The organism is Neisseria macacae ATCC 33926 (assembly GCF_022749495.1).
Lineage (GTDB): Bacteria > Pseudomonadota > Gammaproteobacteria > Burkholderiales > Neisseriaceae > Neisseria > Neisseria macacae.
The window spans coordinates 2,018,560-2,038,180 of sequence record NZ_CP094241.1 but is presented as its reverse complement, the minus strand read 5'-3'; the positions used below and the strand labels follow the sequence as shown (position 1 = coordinate 2,038,180).

General features: G+C 48.6%; 18 protein-coding genes. 8 read left to right on the top strand and 10 right to left on the bottom strand.

Going from position 1 to position 19,621, the window contains the following annotated elements:
• Positions 1-159 precede the first annotated feature (159 nt).
• The 5 genes from MON40_RS09775 to rffG form a co-directional block, all read right to left on the bottom strand.
• Entirely contained in the window at positions 160-1,038 is an 879-nt protein-coding gene (locus MON40_RS09775; protein WP_003777454.1) for a metal ABC transporter permease, read from the bottom strand.
• 105 nt (positions 1,039-1,143) lie between these two features.
• Entirely contained in the window at positions 1,144-1,683 is a 540-nt protein-coding gene (rfbC, locus tag MON40_RS09770) for a dTDP-4-dehydrorhamnose 3,5-epimerase (protein WP_003777455.1), read from the bottom strand.
• Positions 1,684-1,750: 67 nt separating this feature from the next.
• Positions 1,751-2,626, bottom strand: coding sequence for a glucose-1-phosphate thymidylyltransferase RfbA (gene rfbA, locus MON40_RS09765; protein WP_003761467.1), 876 nt, complete (start codon positions 2,624-2,626; stop codon positions 1,751-1,753).
• Positions 2,627-2,739: 113 nt separating this feature from the next.
• A complete protein-coding gene (locus tag MON40_RS09760) occupies positions 2,740-3,111 on the bottom strand; it encodes an adenosylhomocysteinase (protein WP_242925890.1) in 372 nt (123 codons plus the stop codon).
• Between the two features lie 53 nt (positions 3,112-3,164).
• Positions 3,165-4,229 carry a dTDP-glucose 4,6-dehydratase gene (gene rffG / locus MON40_RS09755; RefSeq protein ID WP_003761472.1) on the bottom strand — a complete coding sequence of 355 codons (1,065 nt, stop codon included), beginning with the start codon at positions 4,227-4,229 and terminating at the stop codon, positions 3,165-3,167.
• 197 nt (positions 4,230-4,426) lie between these two features.
• On the opposite strand from rffG, the gene MON40_RS09750 reads away from it, so the two are divergent.
• From MON40_RS09750 to MON40_RS09725, 6 genes are all read left to right on the top strand, one after another.
• On the top strand, positions 4,427-7,051 hold the full coding sequence (locus MON40_RS09750) for a type VI secretion system Vgr family protein (protein ID WP_242925889.1): 2,625 nt from the start codon (positions 4,427-4,429) through the stop codon (positions 7,049-7,051).
• A gap of 40 nt (positions 7,052-7,091) precedes the next feature.
• Positions 7,092-9,902: a phospholipase D-like domain-containing protein gene (locus tag MON40_RS09745; protein WP_242925888.1), complete on the top strand. Its 2,811-nt coding sequence runs from the start codon at positions 7,092-7,094 to the stop codon at positions 9,900-9,902.
• A gap of 8 nt (positions 9,903-9,910) precedes the next feature.
• On the top strand, positions 9,911-11,020 hold the full coding sequence (locus tag MON40_RS09740; protein ID WP_003777465.1) for a DUF6396 domain-containing protein: 1,110 nt from the start codon (positions 9,911-9,913) through the stop codon (positions 11,018-11,020).
• Positions 11,021-11,189: 169 nt separating this feature from the next.
• The gene (locus tag MON40_RS09735; protein ID WP_039862862.1) at positions 11,190-12,320 is read left to right on the top strand and encodes an SEL1-like repeat protein; all 1,131 of its coding nucleotides are present in this window, start codon (positions 11,190-11,192) and stop codon (positions 12,318-12,320) included.
• 171 nt (positions 12,321-12,491) lie between these two features.
• A complete protein-coding gene (locus MON40_RS09730; RefSeq protein ID WP_039862863.1) occupies positions 12,492-13,622 on the top strand; it encodes a DUF6396 domain-containing protein in 1,131 nt (376 codons plus the stop codon).
• 206 nt (positions 13,623-13,828) lie between these two features.
• Positions 13,829-14,434: a DUF4112 domain-containing protein gene (locus MON40_RS09725; RefSeq protein WP_003777472.1), complete on the top strand. Its 606-nt coding sequence runs from the start codon at positions 13,829-13,831 to the stop codon at positions 14,432-14,434.
• Positions 14,435-14,628: 194 nt separating this feature from the next.
• Here the strand turns inward: MON40_RS09725 and MON40_RS09720 are convergent, their stop codons facing one another.
• From MON40_RS09720 to MON40_RS13385, 5 genes are all read right to left on the bottom strand, one after another.
• The gene (locus MON40_RS09720; protein ID WP_009311625.1) at positions 14,629-14,790 is read right to left on the bottom strand and encodes a hypothetical protein; all 162 of its coding nucleotides are present in this window, start codon (positions 14,788-14,790) and stop codon (positions 14,629-14,631) included.
• Between the two features lie 74 nt (positions 14,791-14,864).
• Positions 14,865-15,335, bottom strand: a complete 471-nt coding sequence (gene recX / locus MON40_RS09715; protein WP_036491550.1) for a recombination regulator RecX — start codon at positions 15,333-15,335, stop codon at positions 14,865-14,867.
• Positions 15,336-15,534: 199 nt separating this feature from the next.
• Positions 15,535-16,245, bottom strand: a complete 711-nt coding sequence (locus MON40_RS09710; RefSeq protein WP_003777473.1) for a phosphoglycolate phosphatase — start codon at positions 16,243-16,245, stop codon at positions 15,535-15,537.
• 497 nt (positions 16,246-16,742) lie between these two features.
• Positions 16,743-17,207 carry a winged helix-turn-helix transcriptional regulator gene (locus tag MON40_RS09705; RefSeq protein WP_003764370.1) on the bottom strand — a complete coding sequence of 155 codons (465 nt, stop codon included), beginning with the start codon at positions 17,205-17,207 and terminating at the stop codon, positions 16,743-16,745.
• A gap of 286 nt (positions 17,208-17,493) precedes the next feature.
• A complete protein-coding gene (locus tag MON40_RS13385) occupies positions 17,494-17,622 on the bottom strand; it encodes a hypothetical protein (RefSeq protein ID WP_003777481.1) in 129 nt (42 codons plus the stop codon).
• Positions 17,623-17,632: 10 nt separating this feature from the next.
• Here MON40_RS13385 and MON40_RS09700 point away from each other — a divergent pair, with 10 nt between their 5' ends.
• The gene (locus MON40_RS09700) at positions 17,633-18,403 is read left to right on the top strand and encodes a sulfite exporter TauE/SafE family protein (RefSeq protein ID WP_003741042.1); all 771 of its coding nucleotides are present in this window, start codon (positions 17,633-17,635) and stop codon (positions 18,401-18,403) included.
• A gap of 103 nt (positions 18,404-18,506) precedes the next feature.
• A complete protein-coding gene (gene aroC, locus MON40_RS09695; RefSeq protein ID WP_003777483.1) occupies positions 18,507-19,598 on the top strand; it encodes a chorismate synthase in 1,092 nt (363 codons plus the stop codon).
• Positions 19,599-19,621: the final 23 nt, after the last annotated feature.

Here is a 19,621-nt window from a genome sequence, read left to right as displayed (position 1 = left end):
AAGCGGAGGATAAGGGCGGTGGAGTGTGATTCATGGCAAAAGGTCGTCTGAAAACCGAGGGGATGGTTTTCAGACGACCTTTTGTTTCAGTTGGGCAATGAAACCGGGTCAGGAACAATGGATTGACGGGTTGATTGGTTTGGAGAGTATGGCTTGCCGTCAAGCAGTGCGGTGTTTTTTGCCGCGTATCCATTTGGTCAATATGCCGCCTTCGCTGCCGAAGATGACGGACAGGGTGTATAAGACGCCGCAACACAAAATAATGGCGGGACCCGACGGTATTTCGACGTGATACGAAAACAGCAAGCCCGCAAAGCCGCAGAAGAGTGCCAGCAAGACTGACAATAAAATCAACATTCCCATATTTTTTGCCCACAATCGGGCGGTAATGGCGGGCAACATCATCAGCCCGACCGACATCAGTGTGCCGAGTGCTTGAAAGCCGGCAACCAAGTTCATAACCACCAACACCAGAAACACAACATGCCAAAAGCCGCCTTTCCCGCCAACGGCTTTTAGGAACAGAGGGTCTATGCTTTCCAAGACTAAGGGGCGGTAGATGATTGCCAAAGCGGTGATCGTTATGCTGGCGGCGATGGCAATTAGTTGTAATGCAGGGATGTCCACTGCCAAGACGGAACCGAACAGCAAATGCAGTAAATCTACGCTGCCGTCCTTTTGTTTGCTGACCAAGATGACGCCGATTGCCAGACTGCTCAAATAAAATGCGGCAAAGTTGGCATCCTCTTTCAAAGTGGTAAAACGGCTGACCAATCCCGCCAAAAGAGCCATCAGCATGCCGGCAACAAAGCCGCCTATGCTCATTGCCGGCAGGCTCAAACCGGCAAAAATATAACCTATCGCGGCACCGGGCAACACGGCATGACTTAATGCGTCTCCGACCAGGCTCATGCGGCGCATCACGAGGAAAACACCGACAGGTGCGGCACTGAGTGCCAAACAGAATATCGATGCCAGCGCATAACGCATGAAATCGAACTCTACGAACGGAGAAATCAGTAAATCGTAAAAATTCATGGTGTTTGCCGTTTGAGTTTGAAAATAATCGATGCAGGCGCATTATCCTGATTCTGCCGCATAAGGGCAAATGGGATAACCGCCTGCAATCGTTTTCAGACGACCTTAAAAGGTTTCGGCTTCTGCCAAGATTTTACCTGCCAAGTCTTTGGGCGACAGGTTGGGTTCGCCTTGCAGCGGCCATTCGATGCCGACGGTTGGATCGTTCCAAATCAGTGAATGTTCGGCTTTCGGGTTGTAATAGTCCGTGCATTTGTAAACGAATTCGGCTTCATCGCTCAAAACGTAAAAGCCGTGTGCGAAACCTTCGGGTACCCACAGTTGGCGTTTGTTTTCAGCCGACAGGATTTCGCCTGCCCATTTGCCGAAAGTCGGCGAATCCTTACGCATATCGACGGCAACGTCGAACACTTCGCCGACAACGACGCGGACGAGTTTGCCTTGCGTGTTTTCGGTTTGGTAATGCAGGCCGCGCAATACGCCTTTGCCTGATTTGGAATGGTTTTCCTGCACGAAGGTGCGGTCGCAGACGTTGGCCTTAAACCATTCGTCGCGGAAAGTTTCCATAAAAAAGCCGCGCGCGTCGCCGAAGACTTGCGGTTCTAAAAGTTTGACTTCGGGAATGGTGGTATCAATGATTTTCATATTTTCAATTCCACTTGAACGAATCAAGAAAACTACGCTTGATGTTATGAATACAATAGATTTGAGCTTAGCGGTTTATGCCTGCCAACAAACGTAACAGGTATTGACCGTATTGGTTTTTTGCCATCGGGCGGGCGAGTTCTTCCAAGCGCTCGTCTGAAAGCCAGCCGTTGCGCCAGGCGATTTCTTCGAGGCAGGCGACTTGCAGGTCTTGGATGTTTTGCACGGTTTGGACGAATGAGGCGGCTTCGTGCAGACTTTCGTGCGTACCGGTGTCCAGCCATGCAAAGCCGCGTCCTAAAAGCTGGACGGACAATGAGCCGTCGTCAAGATACATTTGGTTGAGCGTGCTGATTTCGAGTTCGCCGCGCGCAGAGGGTTTGACTTGTTTGGCAAATTCTACGACGCGGTTGTCGTAGAAATATAAGCCCGTTACCGCCCAGTCGGATTTGGGCTGTTTCGGTTTTTCTTCGATGGATAAGGCATTGAAGTTTTCGTCAAATTCGACGACGCCGAAACGTTCGGGGTCTTTGACTTGGTAGCCGAACACGGTGGCGCCGTGTTTTTTGGAGGCGGCTTGTTTCAGGGTTTGGGTAAACGACTGACCATAGAAAATATTGTCGCCCAAAACCAAGCAGACGTTGTCGTTGCCGATAAACTCTTCGCCGATGATGAATGCTTGCGCCAAGCCGTCGGGGCTGGGTTGTTCGGCGTAGCTGATGGAGATGCCGAAATCGCTGCCGTCGCCGAGCAGTCGTCTGAAAGAGGGATTGTCTTCGGGGGTGGTAATGACCAAGATTTCGCGTATTCCCGCCAGCATCAATACGGACAGGGGATAGTAAATCATGGGTTTGTCGTACACGGGCAGGAGCTGTTTGGATACGCCGCGTGTGATGGGGTAGAGGCGCGTGCCGCTGCCGCCGGCAAGGATGATGCCTTTCATGGGGGTCCTTTGTTGGTCTGATTGTTGAAATCAGCAAAATGTGTGAAATGGATTTTAAGGTCGTCTGAAAACATAGTTTGTGCATGGCTAATGTTTTCAGACGACCTTTGGTTTTAAAGAGGCTTGCCGTTTACCATACCAAAGAAGCTTTTGATATCGAAGTAAACGGAACGGATGTCGCCTGCTTCATTTTGCACATCAATACGGTCATAGACTCCGCCGTTTTGCTGCAACAAGGCTTGTCCGACTTTGTGGTATCCCGGCATATTTTCTGCAATCCAGCGGTTTTCGGCGCCAATGCCGCGCATAGTGTCGTCTTCAATGATGACAACTGCCCGCTCAATAGTGCTGCCATCGGCTTTTGTCATCTTTTTAACAGTCGTTTGTGCGGCATGATGTCGCGTTTCTTTTGCCAGAACTGGCATAGAGACGAACAAGGATGAGGTCAAAGTTGCCGATAAGACTATGCGGGACAGAGAATGCATGGAAATACCTTTTTCGATGATGCCTGTTGTTTGCAATGTAGGGCAGGTATGGTTTAAAGCTTGCCCAGACGTTCCAGACGGTAGCTGCCGTTCAATACATTTTGCCACCAGGTTTTGTTGTTCAAATACCATTGCACCGTTTTGCGGATGCCGGATTCGAACGTTTCCTGCGGTTTCCAGCCCAGTTCCCTGCCGATTTTGGCGGCGTCGATGGCGTAGCGTACGTCATGGCCGGGGCGGTCTTGCACGAAGGTAATCAAATCTTCGTAGCGCGCCACGCCGGCAGGTTTTTCAGGAACAAGTTCTTCCAATAGGGCGCAGATGGTTTTGACCACCTCGATATTGGCTTTTTCATTGTGCCCGCCGATATTGTAGGTTTCGCCGACAACGCCTTCGGTAACAACCTGATACAGCGCGCGGGCGTGGTCTTCGACAAACAGCCAGTCGCGGATTTGCATCCCGTCGCCGTACACGGGCAGCGGTTTGCCGTCGAGCGCGTTCAGAATCATCAATGGAATGAGTTTTTCAGGGAAGTGGTACGGACCGTAGTTGTTCGAACAGTTGGTTACGATGGTCGGCAGACCGTAAGTACGCAGCCATGCACGTACGAGATGGTCGCTGGAAGCCTTGGAAGCGGAATAGGGGCTGGACGGGGCGTAGGGCGTAGTTTCGGTAAACAAATCGTCCGTACCGTGCAAATCACCATAGACTTCGTCGGTGGAAATATGGTGAAAACGGAAAGCTTCTCGTTTTTCAGACGACATTTGCTGCCAGTAGGCGCGCGCGGCTTCGAGCAGGTTGAACGTGCCGACGATGTTGGTTTGGATGAATTCGCCAGCGGAATCAATAGAGCGGTCGACATGACTTTCCGCTGCCAAGTGCATCACGGCATCGGGCTGGTGTTGTGCAAACACGCGGTCAAGTTCGGCACGATCGCAAATGTCCACTTGCTCAAAAGCGTAACGGGGACTGTCGGCTACGTCAGTCAGTGATTCGAGATTGCCCGCGTAAGTTAATTTGTCGAGATTGATGACGGAATCTTGGGTATTTTGGATGATGTGGCGGACAACTGCCGAGCCGATAAAGCCCGCACCGCCGGTAACAAGGATTTTTTTCATGGGATGGGTCTGAGATACAGTACAGCTTTGAATTATAACTGTATACATATATACGTGTATACATGGAGGGAATTTAACATCATGGTATTTTTCTTGCCGTTCAGGTGGAATTTATGCCATTCATCTTAATAAATATATTTGTCATTATGGTTATGGTATATTCCAGGCGTTCATCATAAATTCATCCTAGTGTTATCATGACTGCCCGCCAATCCTACCATCTCACCTTCGCCCGATTCTCCCCCTCACTCTCCGTCAAATCCTTCACCGCCTCCGAAGCCGCCAACACCGCCTACCGCGTCGAAATCACCGCCACCTCCACCGATTCCTCCCTGCCGCTGTCTTCCTACCTCAACCAGCGCGCAGCGTTTGAAATCCGTCCGCAGGAGGCCGTATTGTCCGAAGTAGTCAGTGCATTCAGGTCTGCTTCAGACGACCCTCCGGCGAAACAATGGCAGGGCATTGTGACTTCGTGTGAGAAGCTGTCCGTCTCCAAGGATGAAACCGTTTACCGCTTTGTTTTAGAGCCGCGTTTCGCGGCTTTAAAACATTTCCAATCCTCCCGACTGTTTCAAAACCAAACCGTCCCCGACATCGTTGCCGCCGTCTTCAAACACCACGGCTTCTCCGGTGTCGACTACCGTTTCCAAAAAAGCCGCAGCTACACCGTCCGCGAGTATGTGACCCAGTATCTCGAAAGCGACTTTGCCTTTATCAACCGTCTGTGTGAGGAAGAAGGCATTTGGTATGCCTTCGAACAGCATGAACAACATGGCGACGTAGTCGTCTTCGGCGACAGTCCCGAACACTACTTCCGCGACCCAAGCCTGCCCGTTTCCTACCGTCCCCATGCCGGACTGGAAAGCACCGGTACCGAAGCACTGTTCAACCTCAGCATCCGCCACAACCCCATCGTCGAAGGCATACGCAGTGCCGACTACAACTACCGCACTGCCGATACCGACCTCTTCGCCGAAACCGACAACAAACAATCCGAAGAATCTGCCGACAATACCGTCTTATTGGGCAAACAGCAAAACTGGGGCCTTCATCCCAAAACCCCCGACGAAGCCAAAGTTCAGACGACCCTGCTGAACGAAGCCGTCCTCTGCCGCCAAACCGTTGCCAACGGCAGCGGCAACGTCGTTTCCATGGCGCCGATGAAAGTGTTCCAAACCGATACCGCCTTCCCCGAAGCACCCGACGGCTGGCTGGTACTCAGCATGGAACACAGCGGCAGCCGCGATACCGCCTATACCCATACCTTTACCGCCATACCCGCCCAACTCGCCTTCCGTCCCGAACGCACCACCCCGCGCCCCCATATCGCCGGCACACTGCCCGCACGGGTAACCGCGGCAGAGAACTGCACCTACGCCTACATCGACGACATGGGACGCTACCGCGTCAAACTGCCGTTTGATTTGGACGAATGGAGTCCCGGCGGAGAAAGCCGTCCCGTCCGACTCGCCAAACCCTATGCCGGTCCCGAATACGGCATCCACTTCCCCTTACACGAAGGCACCGAAGTCATGCTGTCCTTCGTCCAAGGCAACCCCGACCGTCCGTATATCTCCGGCGTCATGCACGACAGCGCCCATCCCGACCACATTCCTGCCGATTGGAACACAAGGAACGTCATCCGCACCTGGGCGAACAACAAACTCAGGATGGAAGACCAAAAAGGTCAGGAACACATCAAACTCGCCACCGACTACCAGAAATCCCAACTCAACCTCGGCCACATCGTCGACAGCGGTAGGGAGAAACGCGGAGAGAACGGCGAAGGCTTCGAACTCAGAACCGACGGCTGGGGCGCCGTACGGGCGGGTAAAGGCATACTCGTCAGCGCACAAAACCAAGACGCCAACGGCAAAGTGCTGGATATGGACGATGCCATCGCGCAGATTGAACAGGCACTCTCCCTCGCCAAAAGCCTGAACAAAGCCGCCCAAACCGCCAACAATCACCACACCGATGAAGAAACCCAAAGGGGTCGTCTGAAAGACGCCCTCAAAGACCTGAAAGAGGCCGGTTTGATCCAAACCGCCCCCGCCGGCATTGCCACCGCAACCCAGCAAAGCCAACTGCACACCGCCAATGAAAACATCCACCTGGTCAGCGGCAACCATACCGACATCACCGCCGGCCAAAGCCTGACCGCCCATGCGGCAGAGAGCCTCAACCTGTTTGCCCAAAGCAGCGGCATCAAGGTACAGGCGAATCAGGGCAAAGTGGAAGTGCAGGCACAGAATGACGAGTTGCAGCTGAATGCGTTGAAGGATGCGGTGCTGACCAGCAGTTCAGGCAGAGTAAATATTGCAGCGCAAGAGGAAGTTTTAATTACCTGTAAAGGCGCATACATCAAATTCTCAAATGGAGAAATTGAGATTGGCAGTCCGAAGCTGGTTAGGGTGAAGGCGCCGTTGGAGGTGACGGGGCCTGCCAGTATGAATTACAACCATCCATCATGGCCGAAAACAATACCTAAAATTCCTTTGAAATTGAAGGTGGGACAATCGGCTCATGGGGGCGGAGGTTTTGCCGGTATGCCTTATGTTTTATTTGCGGACGGTGTAGAAAAAATGAAAGGGATACTCAATGCGAAGGGTGAGTTGGAAATAGAACATGAATTGACTACAGGTAAGTATAAGGTAGAGCTTGCCAATGGCCGGGTATTCCATTTGCCAGTTGTCAAGAAATGTGAAGGAAAAGATAAATACACCAGCAAAGGTTTCTTCCCGGGAAGTGCAAATCCGGAAGTTGAAGAATACGCCAAATTAGTTCAAGGAATTTTTACGGATAATAACGATGCCAAATGATTCAAAAACACAAAGTAAGTCTAAGCCCAAGAATGGCCAAATGCCGATTACTCAAAAAAAATCTACAGTAGCCGAAAGCTGGTTTGTCGGTAAAGGAGGGAATAAAAATGTACCTTCTGCCGAGCAAGCTACTTTTCTTTCGCTGGTAAACGGAGAAGTCGCATTCGGCGAGCTGTATGACTCGATCGAAAAAGCAAAAAAAAGTGTAGAGATAGTCTGTTGGGGTTTCCAACCTTCCATGTATTTTAAAAGGGGGGTGAATTTGGCAGGTGCGCCTATTGGCGAGTTGCTGATGGAAAAGTTCATACAGAACAATGTAGATGTCAAAATACTATGTTGGCAGACAAACCCTTTTGCAACAGAAAAATTTCTTGAAGACAATACACCGGGCAGAAGTACTTTATTGTTCATGCATGAATACTTGGCGTATGAACATTTCTTAGACTTTATACTGGAACCTGACAACATTTATAGCCATTTTGAGAAATTGGAAAAAGAAAAATTTCTAGAGCCTAAAGTTGCCATGCATAAAATGGGTTCTAGAGAGAGGCATAAATTTTATCGTGGAAAACGCAGTCATTCCGTAGAACAAAGGCGTTTTGACTGGGCATGGTACGATGCCGTGGAAGGTTACAATACCATTACAAGCGATGAAGAATTTCACAAAACCATGGAGGAATTTCAAAGTCTGCATGATGAATTCCACAGTCTGGGGATGGGGGCTGTCGGATTTGTCTTGAGGGTTAAAAAGAGCGTTGGCACCGGAATAGACGAATTTAAGGAATTCTTTGATACCCATTTATTACCAGATTGGATTAAGGAATTGAGAGATGGATGGCGGAATATGCGTTTTGGCATTAGAGAGGAAATCCATTTCCGTTTGATGAATTATGTGCATACTGCCGCCCAAGGATTATATGAGGAATATAGGGATGGAAAATTAGTTAAAACCGCTATTGGTGTCGTGTCCAAGGTTACAGGCCTTAACAGTAACGGTCCGGTAAACGATGTTGATGACTTGCGTATTGCCTTATTTGATAAGTTGTTTGCAAAAGTAAAAGAAGAAGTTAAGGGATCAGAACCGGTTCACCTAATCGATCAAGTTAAGGGGAGTGTCACAAGTCGTCTAGAGAAATTGGGCGGATTAAAAGACGACCTAGAAAGTATTTGGGATTTATTTTTTAATTTCAATTTATTCCGTAATTACGTCAATTGTATGAATTACTATTTCTTATTGCGAAACGAAAAGAAATATCCTAATACAATGGCTTTTATGCGTCTGCGCAACCAAGAGGATTATAAAAATCGGAAGCAAAAAGTCTCTTTTCTTCCTCGAGAAATCAATCCCGCAATTTTCCCGAAAGATTTCCCCTTTGAAGATAAAGGACTGTCCGCTTTAACCAAAGACGTATTGAGATTTACACCAACCCATCATCAAAAAAGCGTCATGATTGACTATACCGATCCAAAATCGGCAGTTGGTTTTGTGATGGGGCACAATATGCTTGACCGTTATTGGGATACTAGCGACCACTATGCTTTGCCGGATGAGTATAAAACCTATACAACGAGCAGAAAAGGTCCAGGAGAAGTCGTAGAGCTGGAAAAGTTAGAAAATATAGAAGAAAGCCAAATGCGCGGACGTGATCCAAGCGCAGGTGCATTTTTTGGTACGCCGCGTCAGGATATCTCCTGTAAGTTGACAGGGAAGGTGTTGTACGACATTGATGCCAATTTTGTTCAAGGTTGGAATAAAGCAATCGAAGACAACGGTTATTACCAAAACCGGATGGATAAAATAGAGCCGGTTGAACGTGTGAAGCGTGAACAGTTCAAACCCCAAAACGTTGAAAAAGACGATTCGCAAACAGAGTTGCTATATGCTCAAGTTCTGCGTACACAGCCTGAATATCAGGAAGAAAACATACTGGCTTTATATAATCAAAATTTCAAAATGGCGACTTCCTATATCTATTTTGAAAACCAGTATTTCCGCTTTCCTCCATTTGCTGAGGCATTACGCGATAGCTGTAAAGAGCGTAAAAACTTTGCCGAACGTTTTGGGATTGATGCTTCTGGGATGCAGCCTCTTTGTGTCTTTGTGGTTACCAATTCTTCTAAAGAAGGGTTAGGACCGGGAATGATCAATACTGAACGCATGCTTGCAAGTTTGGGGCGTCGTGATGTTATGCCTACTGTCGCACGTGAACGTATTTTGGAGCAGGCAGGGTATGGCAATGCAATACAACGCATGTTCCCTAACCTTTCCGCAGACAGTATTTGGCGCAAAATCCTACCCGATTTTATTTTGCCTCCTCCGCCGTTGAAACCTATTGAAGGTCTGAACGATAGGGAAGTCAAAGAGAGGGAGTTGGCGGAGAAAGTCAAAAAGACAAAAAATACTGAAGAGCTTCGCAAAATTTTGAAGGAAGATTTGGAAAAAGAAGGTATCAAGGTGCATATTTGTACATTGGTTGCCGAAGACTGGGAAGAAATTTATATCCATTCCAAACTTTGCCTAATCAACGATACCTTCGCCACGCTCGGTTCTGCCAATATCAATACACGTAGCATGCAGATAGACAGCGAATTAAATGTAGCTGTCGAAAGTCAGCCTGCTTCATACAAGATAAGGCATGAAACTTGGGGATGGCATACGAATGGTAATACAGAAATGAATCCAGGAGAGCAGTTAATTGACCCTTCGCTTGCAGGAGATGTTTTTGATACATGGTATGAAGAGTTAGATAATAATAAAGGTGCGAAAGACAAGAATAAGAAGCGATTAATGCCCTTGTTGGAGTTTGATTTAACTAATAAAAACCGAGTGTATACCCAAGATTTGGATTAGGAGATGATATGAGGATCAAAATTTTATCTACTATACTAATCAGCATCCCATTACTAGCTGCATGTGATATAGGTAGAGAACTAGCTAAAACTGCAATTGATGTCGTTAAAAATCCCCAAACAGAAACAGGAAAACAAGTTATGGGCTCATATTCCTCTAAACTTAAAAACTTAGAATTTACCTGCGTCAAAGAACAGTTCCCGTCCTTGCCACAGGAAGCAGATCAACTATACCGATACGCCCTTTACCACGATTTTAAAAACCGTTGGCTGCCCAAACCTGGAGTGCTCGACCGTTATTTGCCGTATTACCGTATTGCCGCAGCCAACGGACATTGGCAGGCAAACCTGACCTTGCAGGAAATCTTGTTAAAGAGCAAAGACATTAATCTCGAAACCCGCGAACGTCGTGGCGAAGGTATTTACTGGAACGAAAAGTTGATGAAAATCCTGCCTGCCAGCGCACATTATTGGTGGTCGCTCTATATTGATGTCGGTTACGGTCCCAAACATGGCCCAGACGATTCGTTTATTTATCTGCGCAAAGCTGCGGATTTGGGGAATGCCAAGGCACAGTATGAAGTAGGTGAGCTGTTGCTGAAAATAAAAGATGAGATGGTCCGTCCTACAGTGCTGAAAATAGTGGACAAGATGCGTGTTTGTTCTTTAAATCAAACTTATCCCGATGGTATGGCAGCACGAATGATGGCTGCTGATGCTAGAAATGAAGAGAATTTTCAACAATCTCTTGTATTTAGCCACCAAGCTCTAAAGGCTGGAGAAAGTTCTTCTGGATTAACTTTGTCACGTGCTTTTTACACGGAAAATTCTAAGTCTAAACATAAAAATTGGGGTATTCCAACAGATTTGGAACGTTCGAAGCGTTATCGTATCATTAGAGATTTTCTATGGAAAAACGCTCACCTCAAACCCGAACTCAACGTTCACGATCTAGACGAAATTGTCCCGCTACCCCCGGCAAAACTGCCGAGCTGGGACGGTAAAATCGCCATCCAACGTTTTGTAGAAGGTCCGGCTCCGGCAAAACCATCCGATGAACTGGTGCGCAAATTGGCACAGCAGGCGGGATTGGATCCGAAAACCGGGCTGCCCAAGTAAATAAAAGAGGCTGACAGGGGATAAAGCCTGAAGGTCGTCTGAAACATAGTTTTCAATAGTTGAGTTTCAAACTTGTTGAAACCGTACTTTCAGACGACCTTTGAATACCAATGTTGGGATTGTCTCCCATATGATTTAAACCAAACACACGCTATTTCAATAAAAAACAATGAAAAACAAACATATACCGTCCCTTTTATCTACTATATTGGTGAGTATGCCATTGCTTGCCGCATGCGATGTCGGTAGGGAACTGGCAAGGTCTGCGATGGATATTGTCAGAAATCCCCAAACAGACGTGGGTAAGCAAGTTTTGGGTTCATCTTCTTATAAGCGTTCCAAACTTAAGAACTTAGAATTTACCTGCGTCAAAGAACAGTTTCCGTCCTTGCCACAGGAAGCAGATCAACTATACCGCTACGCCCTCTACCACGATTTTAAAAACCGCTGGCTGCCCAAACCGGGCGTACTTGACCGCTATCTGCCGTATTACCGTATTGCCGCCGCCAACGGACATTGGCAGGCAAACCTGACTTTGCAGGAAATCTTGCTGAAAAGCAAAGACATCAATATCGAAACCCGCGAACGTCGTGGCGAGGGTATTTATTGGAACGAGAAGCTAATGAAAATCCTACCCGCCAGTGCACATTATTGGTGGTCGCTTTATATTGATGTTGGTTATGGTCCCAAACATGGTGCAGACGATTCACTTATTTATCTGCGTAAAGCCGCAGATTTGGGGAATGCTAAAGCGCAATCTGAAGTAGCTGAGCTGTTAATGAAGATACAGGATGATTCAAGTCATACCTTTAGATTGGGGCTAACAAATAAAATGCGGACTTGTGCTGCAAATCAAGACCGTCCTGATGGAATGGCTGGAAGGATGATGGCAGCTACATTTGATAATGCAAAAGACTATGGAACTGCCGTGAATTTTTATCATCAAGCGATAAAAGCAGGTGAAACCTCTAGTGCTTATGTATTATCTCGAGTTTTTACTTTCAATGATCCTCAAAGTGACTTTAGCAATTGGGGCGTTGGAGAGGATCAAGAACGTTCCAGGCGTTATTACCAAATTAACAACTTTCTATCGAAAAGTGGTCATCTCAAACCCGAGCTCAACGTTCACGATCTAGACGAAATTGTCCCGCTGCCTCCGGCAAAACTGCCGAGTTGGGACGGTAAAATCGCCATCCAACGTTTTGTAGAAGGTCCGGCTCCGGCAAAACCATCCGATGAACTGGTGCGCAGATTGGCGCAGCAGGCGGGATTGGATCCGAATACCGGGCTGCCGAAGTAAATAAAAGAGGCTGACAGAGGATAAAGCCTGAAGGTCGTCTGAAACATGGTTTTCAATAGTTGAGTTTCAAACTTATTGAAACTGTACTTTCAGACAACCTTTGAATACCAACGTTGGAATTGTCTCCCATATGATTTGAACCAAACACACGCTATTTCAATAAAAAAAACAATGAAGAACAAACATATATCGTCACTTTTATCTACTATGTTGGTGAGTATGCCGTTGCTTACTGCATGCGATGTCGGTAGGGAACTGGCAAGGTCTGCGATGGATATTGTCAGAAATCCCCAAACAGACGTGGGCAAGCAAGTTTTGGGTTCATCTTCTTATAAGCGTTCCAAACTCAAGAACTTAGAATTTACTTGTGTTAAAGAACAGTTTCCTTCTTTGCCACAGGAAGCAGATCAACTATACCGCTACGCCCTCTACCACGATTTTAAAAACCGCTGGCTGCCCAAACCGGGCGTACTTGACCGTTATCTGCCGTATTACCGTATTGCCGCCGCTAACGGACATTGGCAGGCAAACCTGACTTTGCAGGAAATCTTGCTGAAAAGTAAAGACATCAATATCGAAACCCGCGAACGTCGTGGCGAAGGTATTTACTGGAACGAAAAGCTGATGAAAATCCTGCCTGCCAGCGCGCATTATTGGTGGTCGCTTTATATTGATGTCGGTTACGGCCCCAAACATGGTGCAGACGATTCGATTATTTATCTGCGTAAAGCTGCGGATTTGGGGAATGCCAAGGCGCAATATGAGGTAGGTGAGCTGTTAATGAAGATACAGGATGATTCAAGTCATTCTGTTAGGTTAAAAGTAACAGATAAAATGCGAGTTTGTGCTATCAATCAAATATATCCAGATGCAGAAGCCGCATTAATGGCAAGTGTTACAGAAAGTAGTGAGAAAAATTACAAACTGGCGTTAATTTATACTCATCAAGGAGTTAAGGCTGGCGATGATACGTCTGCGCATATAGCAGGAAAAGTGTTCTATAGTCAAAACCCTAATAGCCGCCATAAACAATGGGGAATTACAGAGGACAAAGAGCGTTCGCGCCGATATGGAATCATTTCCGACTATCTAACCCGCCGAGCACATCTTAAACCCGAGCTCAACGTTCACGATCTAGACGAAATTGTCCCGCTGCCTCCGGCAAAACTGCCGAGCTGGGACGGTAAAATTGCCATCCAACGTTTTGAAGAAGGTCCTGCTCCGGCAAAACCATCCGATGAACTGGTGCGCAGATTGGCACAGCAGGCGGGATTGGATCCGAATACAGGGCTGCCGAAGTAAAGAAACCAAGGCGTGTTAAAAGTAGTTTGACCGCGTTCAAAGGTCGTCTGAAAGCGCTACTTTGATGAAATGAAAAATACTCAAATGCTTTTCAGACGACCTTGCGTCACAAACGGCCATACTGTAATTGGCTTTTATAGAGAATGACCGTAAACGGCTATGACGTTATACCGCTCTAAATTTTGTTAAACCACTACAATAAAAACATGATGAAGCACACACCTATACCTTATGAGCGTCAGGAAATCATCCGACGTGAGCGTGAGTTGGCTAAATATGCCAATACTATGGATAGTTTGTTTTGCATTCCTTTTACCAAACAAGGAATCGGCATTGATGCCATATTGTCGCTGATTCCTTTTGTCGGGGATATTGCCGGGCTTTTTTTGACGATGAAGGCTTTTCGCATGGGGCGGGAGTTGGGTGTGCCGGATCATAAAATGCGTCCTGCCGTATATCTTGCTTTTGCCGATATGGTGCTCGGCATGATTCCTGTCGTCGGTACGCTTATCGATATTTTCTTGCAGCCGAGCCGCCGTACTTTGAAAGTCATCAATGAGTATGTGCGCAGCGAGTATGGTGTGGATTGTGATCTGCATTTGGAGCGACCGTTTATGCACGCGGCTTTGGAGAAGAAACAGCAGCAATCAGATTTTTGGCGCAAACCTGTTGCGGCTTGGTTTTATCTGCATATACCTGATTTTTTCGGTTTGATTGTGCTGGTGTTGATGGGCTGGATAACGGTTGCAGTAAGCAAATGGGCGTGGAGCGGTATGACTTATCTGTTTCATGCTGTTGCCGGTTGGTTTTGAATGCCTGTGATTTGAGCGGATAGATAATTTATCGTGAACGGCTTTCAACCGGTATGGTGTTGCCTGACCTGAACTCAAATGTGTTTTGATAAATTGGAGAAGGTCGTCTGAAAAATCGATATTTGATTTTTCAGACGACCTTTTTGCAAAGTGCAAACGGTTGTAGAAAATGGGATGGAGGGCGTGCGAGAAATTTAGTTTAACCAAAAACGGAATACTAAATAAAACACCAAAATCAATACGCCCGCCCATACGATAACCATGAATCCGGCGACAGCCCGACCGAGTCGGTAAACAGGGTTTTTGCGTTCGTCTTCCAAAAGCGGATTAGGGGCGTTGCGTTGTTCTTCGGACATGGTCATCTCTGTTGTGAATGGGTGGCAAAAGCGTAAGGGTACGCCGATGGACAGGAAGATTCAAGCAGGGCGGTTTAATTTTCTCCGTATTCAAAAACATCGTCTCCGTCCCAACTGCTTTTGAGCGCGGCGTGGATGGTGTCCATATCGAAGCCGCGATAGGCGAGAAACCGCGCTTGTTTTTGCTTGTCTTTCAAATCGGCGGCAGGCTGTTTGAATTTTTTGCGCAGCACGGCGACTGCGGTTTGCAGTTCGCTCGCTTTGTCGGGCATGAATTCGCGGCTGACGGTTTCGTCTATGCCTTGCTGCGCCAATGCCTGTTTCAGACGCAGGGAACCGTGTTGGCGGCTTTTGCTGTGGATGTAGGCTTCGGCGTAGCGTTGGTCGGATTGCCAGTTGCGTCCGGCAAATTCATCCAACACGTTTTCCAATTCTTCTTCGCTTTCGGCATACGGGGCGAGCTTGCGCTTAAGTCCGACGCGGCTGATTTCCTGTCGGGAAAGAATGTCCATCGCGCGGGCGCGCAGGGATTTTTGGGGTTTCATGCAGAGGTCGTCTGAAAAGGTCGATTCGTAGGTCAGATTCTTGAATCTGACTTGTGTGTCGTAGGATAGAGGAGAGATAAGCAACTTTCATTCCGTCATTCTCTTTGTTCGATAATGACGAATCTTTTTATTTCCACGGCTCTATTTTCAGACGACCTTTGAAGTGGAAATAAAGGTTGTCTGAAAACAAGGATACTGATTACTCGTCGTCTTCTGCTTTTTTCGGTCGCAGGTTTTCGTAGATTTCGGGCAGCGAACCGATAATCCAATCGGGCTTGGTCGCCTTGTCTTGCGACAATAAAGTCATGTCGCCGTAGCCGAAGGTGACGCCGACGCTGAGGCAGCCTGCGGCTTTGGCGGCGATGATGTCGTTGCGGGAGTCGCCGACCATGATCATGTTGGCGGGATCAATACCCAAGACTTCGGCGGCGTGTTGTAACGGCAGCGGGCTAGGTTTCTTTTCGGGCAGGCTGTCGCCGCCGAGAATCAGGCTGAAGTAGTCAGCGAGTCCGAGCTGTTTTAAGAGTTCGACGGCGAGGATTTCGTTTTTGTTGGTGATGACCACCAGCGGGATGCCCAGTGATTTGAGCAATGCCAGCCCGGCTTCGGTTTCGGGGTAGGGGCGGGTGAAGTCGCTCAAGTGGTCGCGGTAGTATTTCATGTAGAACACGAAACCTTTTTCCCATAAATCGGGCGCGGCTTCTTGGTCGCGGTCGTTGGTGATGACGCGGTGGACGAGTTTGCCGATGCCATCGCCGACGTAGCTTTCTACTGTTTTGGCGGGCAGCGGCTCCATGCCGAGATATTCGCGCATGGCTTCGGCTGCGGCGGCAAGGTCGGGGACGGAATCGCATAGTGTGCCGTCCAAATCAAAGGCGGCGGCTTGGACGTGTTCGATGGCGGCGGTCATGATGTGTTTTGCTCGTGAATGAAAGAGGTGCGTATTTTAACATTGATTCGGCGGGCAGGCTTGGAAGCTGCTGATGTCGGTTTGGTATTCGGTTTGCAGCGGGTGACTTTTATTTGGATGTGGCGTACTAAGATTAATGAAATAGAGTTACAGCTTAAATATTACAATGAATTAATTTAGAAACTTTACAAGAAAAATACTTGCCTAAAATTTTATTTTCATGGATAATCCGATTCGTTAGCTGGTTCGAGTAGTCAGTTAATAGTTTCTCCTCTATTTCTCCTTTGTAGACTTGGCACACATTCAATTGAATGTGTGCATTTTTTTTGTTTGTGGGTTTGGTAGGGAAATGCTTGGGCTTGATGGGGAAGGGATGGGTTTGAAACTGTCAAAGCATCTTGGTTGATAGTGTTTCTATCGTGGGTATAAAAGGTATTTTGAAAAAAGGTCGTCTGAACGTTATAAACTTTCAGACGACCTTTTTTAATGTAGTTAAATCACTCTAAATCTAACACTGCCGTTTCTTTGACCTCTTCCATGACGACATAGCTGCGGCTTTCTGCTGCCGCAGGCAGGTGCAGCAGGATATTGCCCAACATATCCCGATAAGCCGCCATATTGGGCAGGCGGACTTTAATCAGATAATCGTATTCGCCGGATACGAGGTGGCATTCCAAAATTTGCGGAATCCGCATGATTTCACGACGGAAATCTTCAAAAATATTGCCCGATTTGGAACGCAGCTTCAGCTCGACAAAGACCAGCAGGCTTTGCCCGAGTTGGTGCGGGTTGAGGCGGGCATGATAGCCGGTAATGAAATTATCGCGCTCAAGGCGGCGGACGCGTTCGGTAACCGGAGTGGTGGATAATCCGACTTTTTCTGCCAACTCCGTCATGGGTGTGCGGGCATTTTGCTGAAGGATTTTCAGGATTTTCAGGTCGGTTTTGTCTAATTCTTTCATCGCGGAGTTTCTTTCAACTGAGCTGAAACATATCGTTTAGGCAGATGGATAAAACGCAGGGCAGGGCAGCGCAAAGCCGCCCTTGTTTTAAGTTGACCCACTATATCTTTAAAGCGACTGAAAAGAAAGTCAGTCAGTGGTCAATGGTATTGCGCTTTTGCGGTATCGGGTCAAACAGGTCGTCTGAAAACGGTTTTGTCCGTAGTTGTGCCTTATGGGCAGGGGAAAACAAGGAAGGGCGGATTCTAATGGAGGAACGCCTCTTCCGCAATGTGAGTCACTGAATCTAAAAGAAAAGGTCGTCTGAAACGGGATGGGCGGCAATACGGCGCAGGTTGGTTTCAGTTAAAATACCGCCTGTTTCAAATAGCATTCCGCCGCAATCGCTCGACACCGATAAGGCAGCTTTTTTCAAGGGAGGGACTATGCCCGTAGATTCCTTTTTCTACCTCTTACTGCTCACCGGATTTTGCGCCGGACTGATGGACGCGGCGGTCGGCGGCGGCGGGTTGTTGCAAATACCCGGGCTGTTTAACTTGCTGCCAACTTCCACACCTGTTGCTTCGGTGATGGGCGTGAATAAGTTTGCCTCCTGCTGCGGGACGGTTACTGCCACGGGGCAATATCTGCGCAGAATCCCCGTACCGTGGAAAATGCTGCTGCCTGCCGCCGTGCTGGCGTTTGCCGCTTCCTATCTGGGCGCGAAAGCCGTGGTCTTTTTCCCCGTGCAATATATGAAACCGGCGATGCTGGTCATCATGATTGCCATGTGTGTTTATACCTTTATCAAAAAAGATTTGGGACAAACGGTGCGCACTGAAAAGCTGACGCGCCGCGAAACCTTGTGGGGCTTGTTTTTCGGCGCATTAATCGGCTTTTACGACGGGATTTTCGGGCCGGGGACGGGCAGCCTTTTGGCTTTCGTGTTCGTCCGTTTTTACGGCTACGATTTTTTGACGGCAAACGCATCGGGTAAAGTCATCAACTCGACCACCAATCTCGCCGCGCTGACATTTTTTATCCCGCAAGGGCACGTCGTTTGGGCGTGGGCAATCCCGCTTGCGCTGGCGAATTTGTGCGGCGGCATGGTCGGCGCGAAATTGGCGATACGCGGCGGCACCCAGTTTCTACGTTATGGATTTATGGTGTTGCTGTGCTTAACCATAGGCAAATTCGCTTGGGATTTGATTCGATAACAGAAGGCGTGTCAAAGGCAGGATTCGCCCGCCGAAAGCGTTTCAGACGACCTTTGTATGCTAAAATCCGTCATCTTTCAGCATATGACCGATAGAGGGAAACATGGCAGGCAACACTTTCGGACAACTCTTCACCGTTACCACCTTCGGCGAAAGCCACGGCGCAGGTTTGGGCTGCATCATCGACGGCTGCCCGCCCGGACTGGCATTGGCCGAATCAGACATCCAAGCCGATCTCGACCGGCGCAAACCCGGCACCAGCCGCCACGTTACCCAACGCCGCGAAGCCGACCAAGTCGAAATTCTCTCCGGCGTCTTCGAAGGCAAAACCACCGGCACCCCCATCGCCCTCTTAATCCGCAATACCGACCAACGCAGTAAAGACTACGGCAATATCGCCACCAGCTTCCGTCCCGGCCACGCCGACTATACCTATTGGCACAAATACGGCACGCGCGACTACCGCGGCGGCGGCAGAAGCTCCGCCCGCGAAACCGCCGCTCGCGTTGCCGCCGGAGCCGTTGCCAAAAAATGGCTGAAAGAAAAATTCGGCACAGAAATCACCGCCTACGTCACCCAAGTCGGCGAAAAAGAAATTCAGTTTGAAGGCTACGAACACATCTCCCAAAACCCCTTCTTCGCCGCCAACCAAAGCCAAATTGCCGAGCTGGAAAACTATATGGACAGCGTGCGCAAATCGTTGGATTCCGTCGGCGCGAAACTGCATATCGAAGCGGCCAACGTCCCCGTGAGCTTGGGCGAACCCGTTTTCGACCGCCTCGATGCCGAAATCGCCTACGCCATGATGGGCATCAACGCCGTTAAAGGCGTGGAAATCGGCGCAGGTTTCGGCAGCGTCATCCAGCGCGGCAGCGAACACGGCGACGAACTCACCCCGCAAGGCTTCCTGTCTAACCACTCAGGCGGAATCCTCGGCGGCATCAGCACCGGGCAAGACATCCACGTCAACATCGCCATCAAACCCACCAGCTCCATCGCCACTCCGCGCCGCAGCATCGACATCAACGGCAACCCTGTCGAACTCGCCACCCACGGTAGACACGACCCCTGCGTCGGCCTGCGCGCCGCCCCCATCGCCGAAGCCATGCTCGCACTGGTCCTCATTGACCACGCCCTGCGCCATCGCGCGCAAAATGCCGACGTAGTTGTCGATACGCCAGACATTACCAAGTAGTGAAGATAAAATCTAAAGAGGTC

Bases quoted from the DNA above. Each gene is read 5' to 3' on its own strand.
- MON40_RS09775 (WP_003777454.1), bottom strand. From the start codon at position 1,038: ATGAATTTTTACGATTTACTGATTTCTCCGTTCGTAGAGTTCGATTTC.
- rfbC (WP_003777455.1), bottom strand. From the start codon at position 1,683: ATGAAAATCATTGATACCACCATTCCCGAAGTCAAACTTTTAGAACCG.
- rfbA (WP_003761467.1), bottom strand. From the start codon at position 2,626: ATGAAAGGCATCATCCTTGCCGGCGGCAGCGGCACGCGCCTCTACCCC.
- MON40_RS09760 (WP_242925890.1), bottom strand. From the start codon at position 3,111: ATGCATTCTCTGTCCCGCATAGTCTTATCGGCAACTTTGACCTCATCC.
- rffG (WP_003761472.1), bottom strand. From the start codon at position 4,229: ATGAAAAAAATCCTTGTTACCGGCGGTGCGGGCTTTATCGGCTCGGCA.
- MON40_RS09750 (WP_242925889.1), top strand. From the start codon at position 4,427: ATGACTGCCCGCCAATCCTACCATCTCACCTTCGCCCGATTCTCCCCC.
- MON40_RS09745 (WP_242925888.1), top strand. From the start codon at position 7,092: ATGCCGATTACTCAAAAAAAATCTACAGTAGCCGAAAGCTGGTTTGTC.
- MON40_RS09740 (WP_003777465.1), top strand. From the start codon at position 9,911: ATGAGGATCAAAATTTTATCTACTATACTAATCAGCATCCCATTACTA.
- MON40_RS09735 (WP_039862862.1), top strand. From the start codon at position 11,190: ATGAAAAACAAACATATACCGTCCCTTTTATCTACTATATTGGTGAGT.
- MON40_RS09730 (WP_039862863.1), top strand. From the start codon at position 12,492: ATGAAGAACAAACATATATCGTCACTTTTATCTACTATGTTGGTGAGT.
- MON40_RS09725 (WP_003777472.1), top strand. From the start codon at position 13,829: ATGATGAAGCACACACCTATACCTTATGAGCGTCAGGAAATCATCCGA.
- MON40_RS09720 (WP_009311625.1), bottom strand. From the start codon at position 14,790: ATGTCCGAAGAACAACGCAACGCCCCTAATCCGCTTTTGGAAGACGAA.
- recX (WP_036491550.1), bottom strand. From the start codon at position 15,335: ATGAAACCCCAAAAATCCCTGCGCGCCCGCGCGATGGACATTCTTTCC.
- MON40_RS09710 (WP_003777473.1), bottom strand. From the start codon at position 16,245: ATGACCGCCGCCATCGAACACGTCCAAGCCGCCGCCTTTGATTTGGAC.
- MON40_RS09705 (WP_003764370.1), bottom strand. From the start codon at position 17,207: ATGAAAGAATTAGACAAAACCGACCTGAAAATCCTGAAAATCCTTCAG.
- MON40_RS09700 (WP_003741042.1), top strand. From the start codon at position 17,633: ATGCCCGTAGATTCCTTTTTCTACCTCTTACTGCTCACCGGATTTTGC.
- aroC (WP_003777483.1), top strand. From the start codon at position 18,507: ATGGCAGGCAACACTTTCGGACAACTCTTCACCGTTACCACCTTCGGC.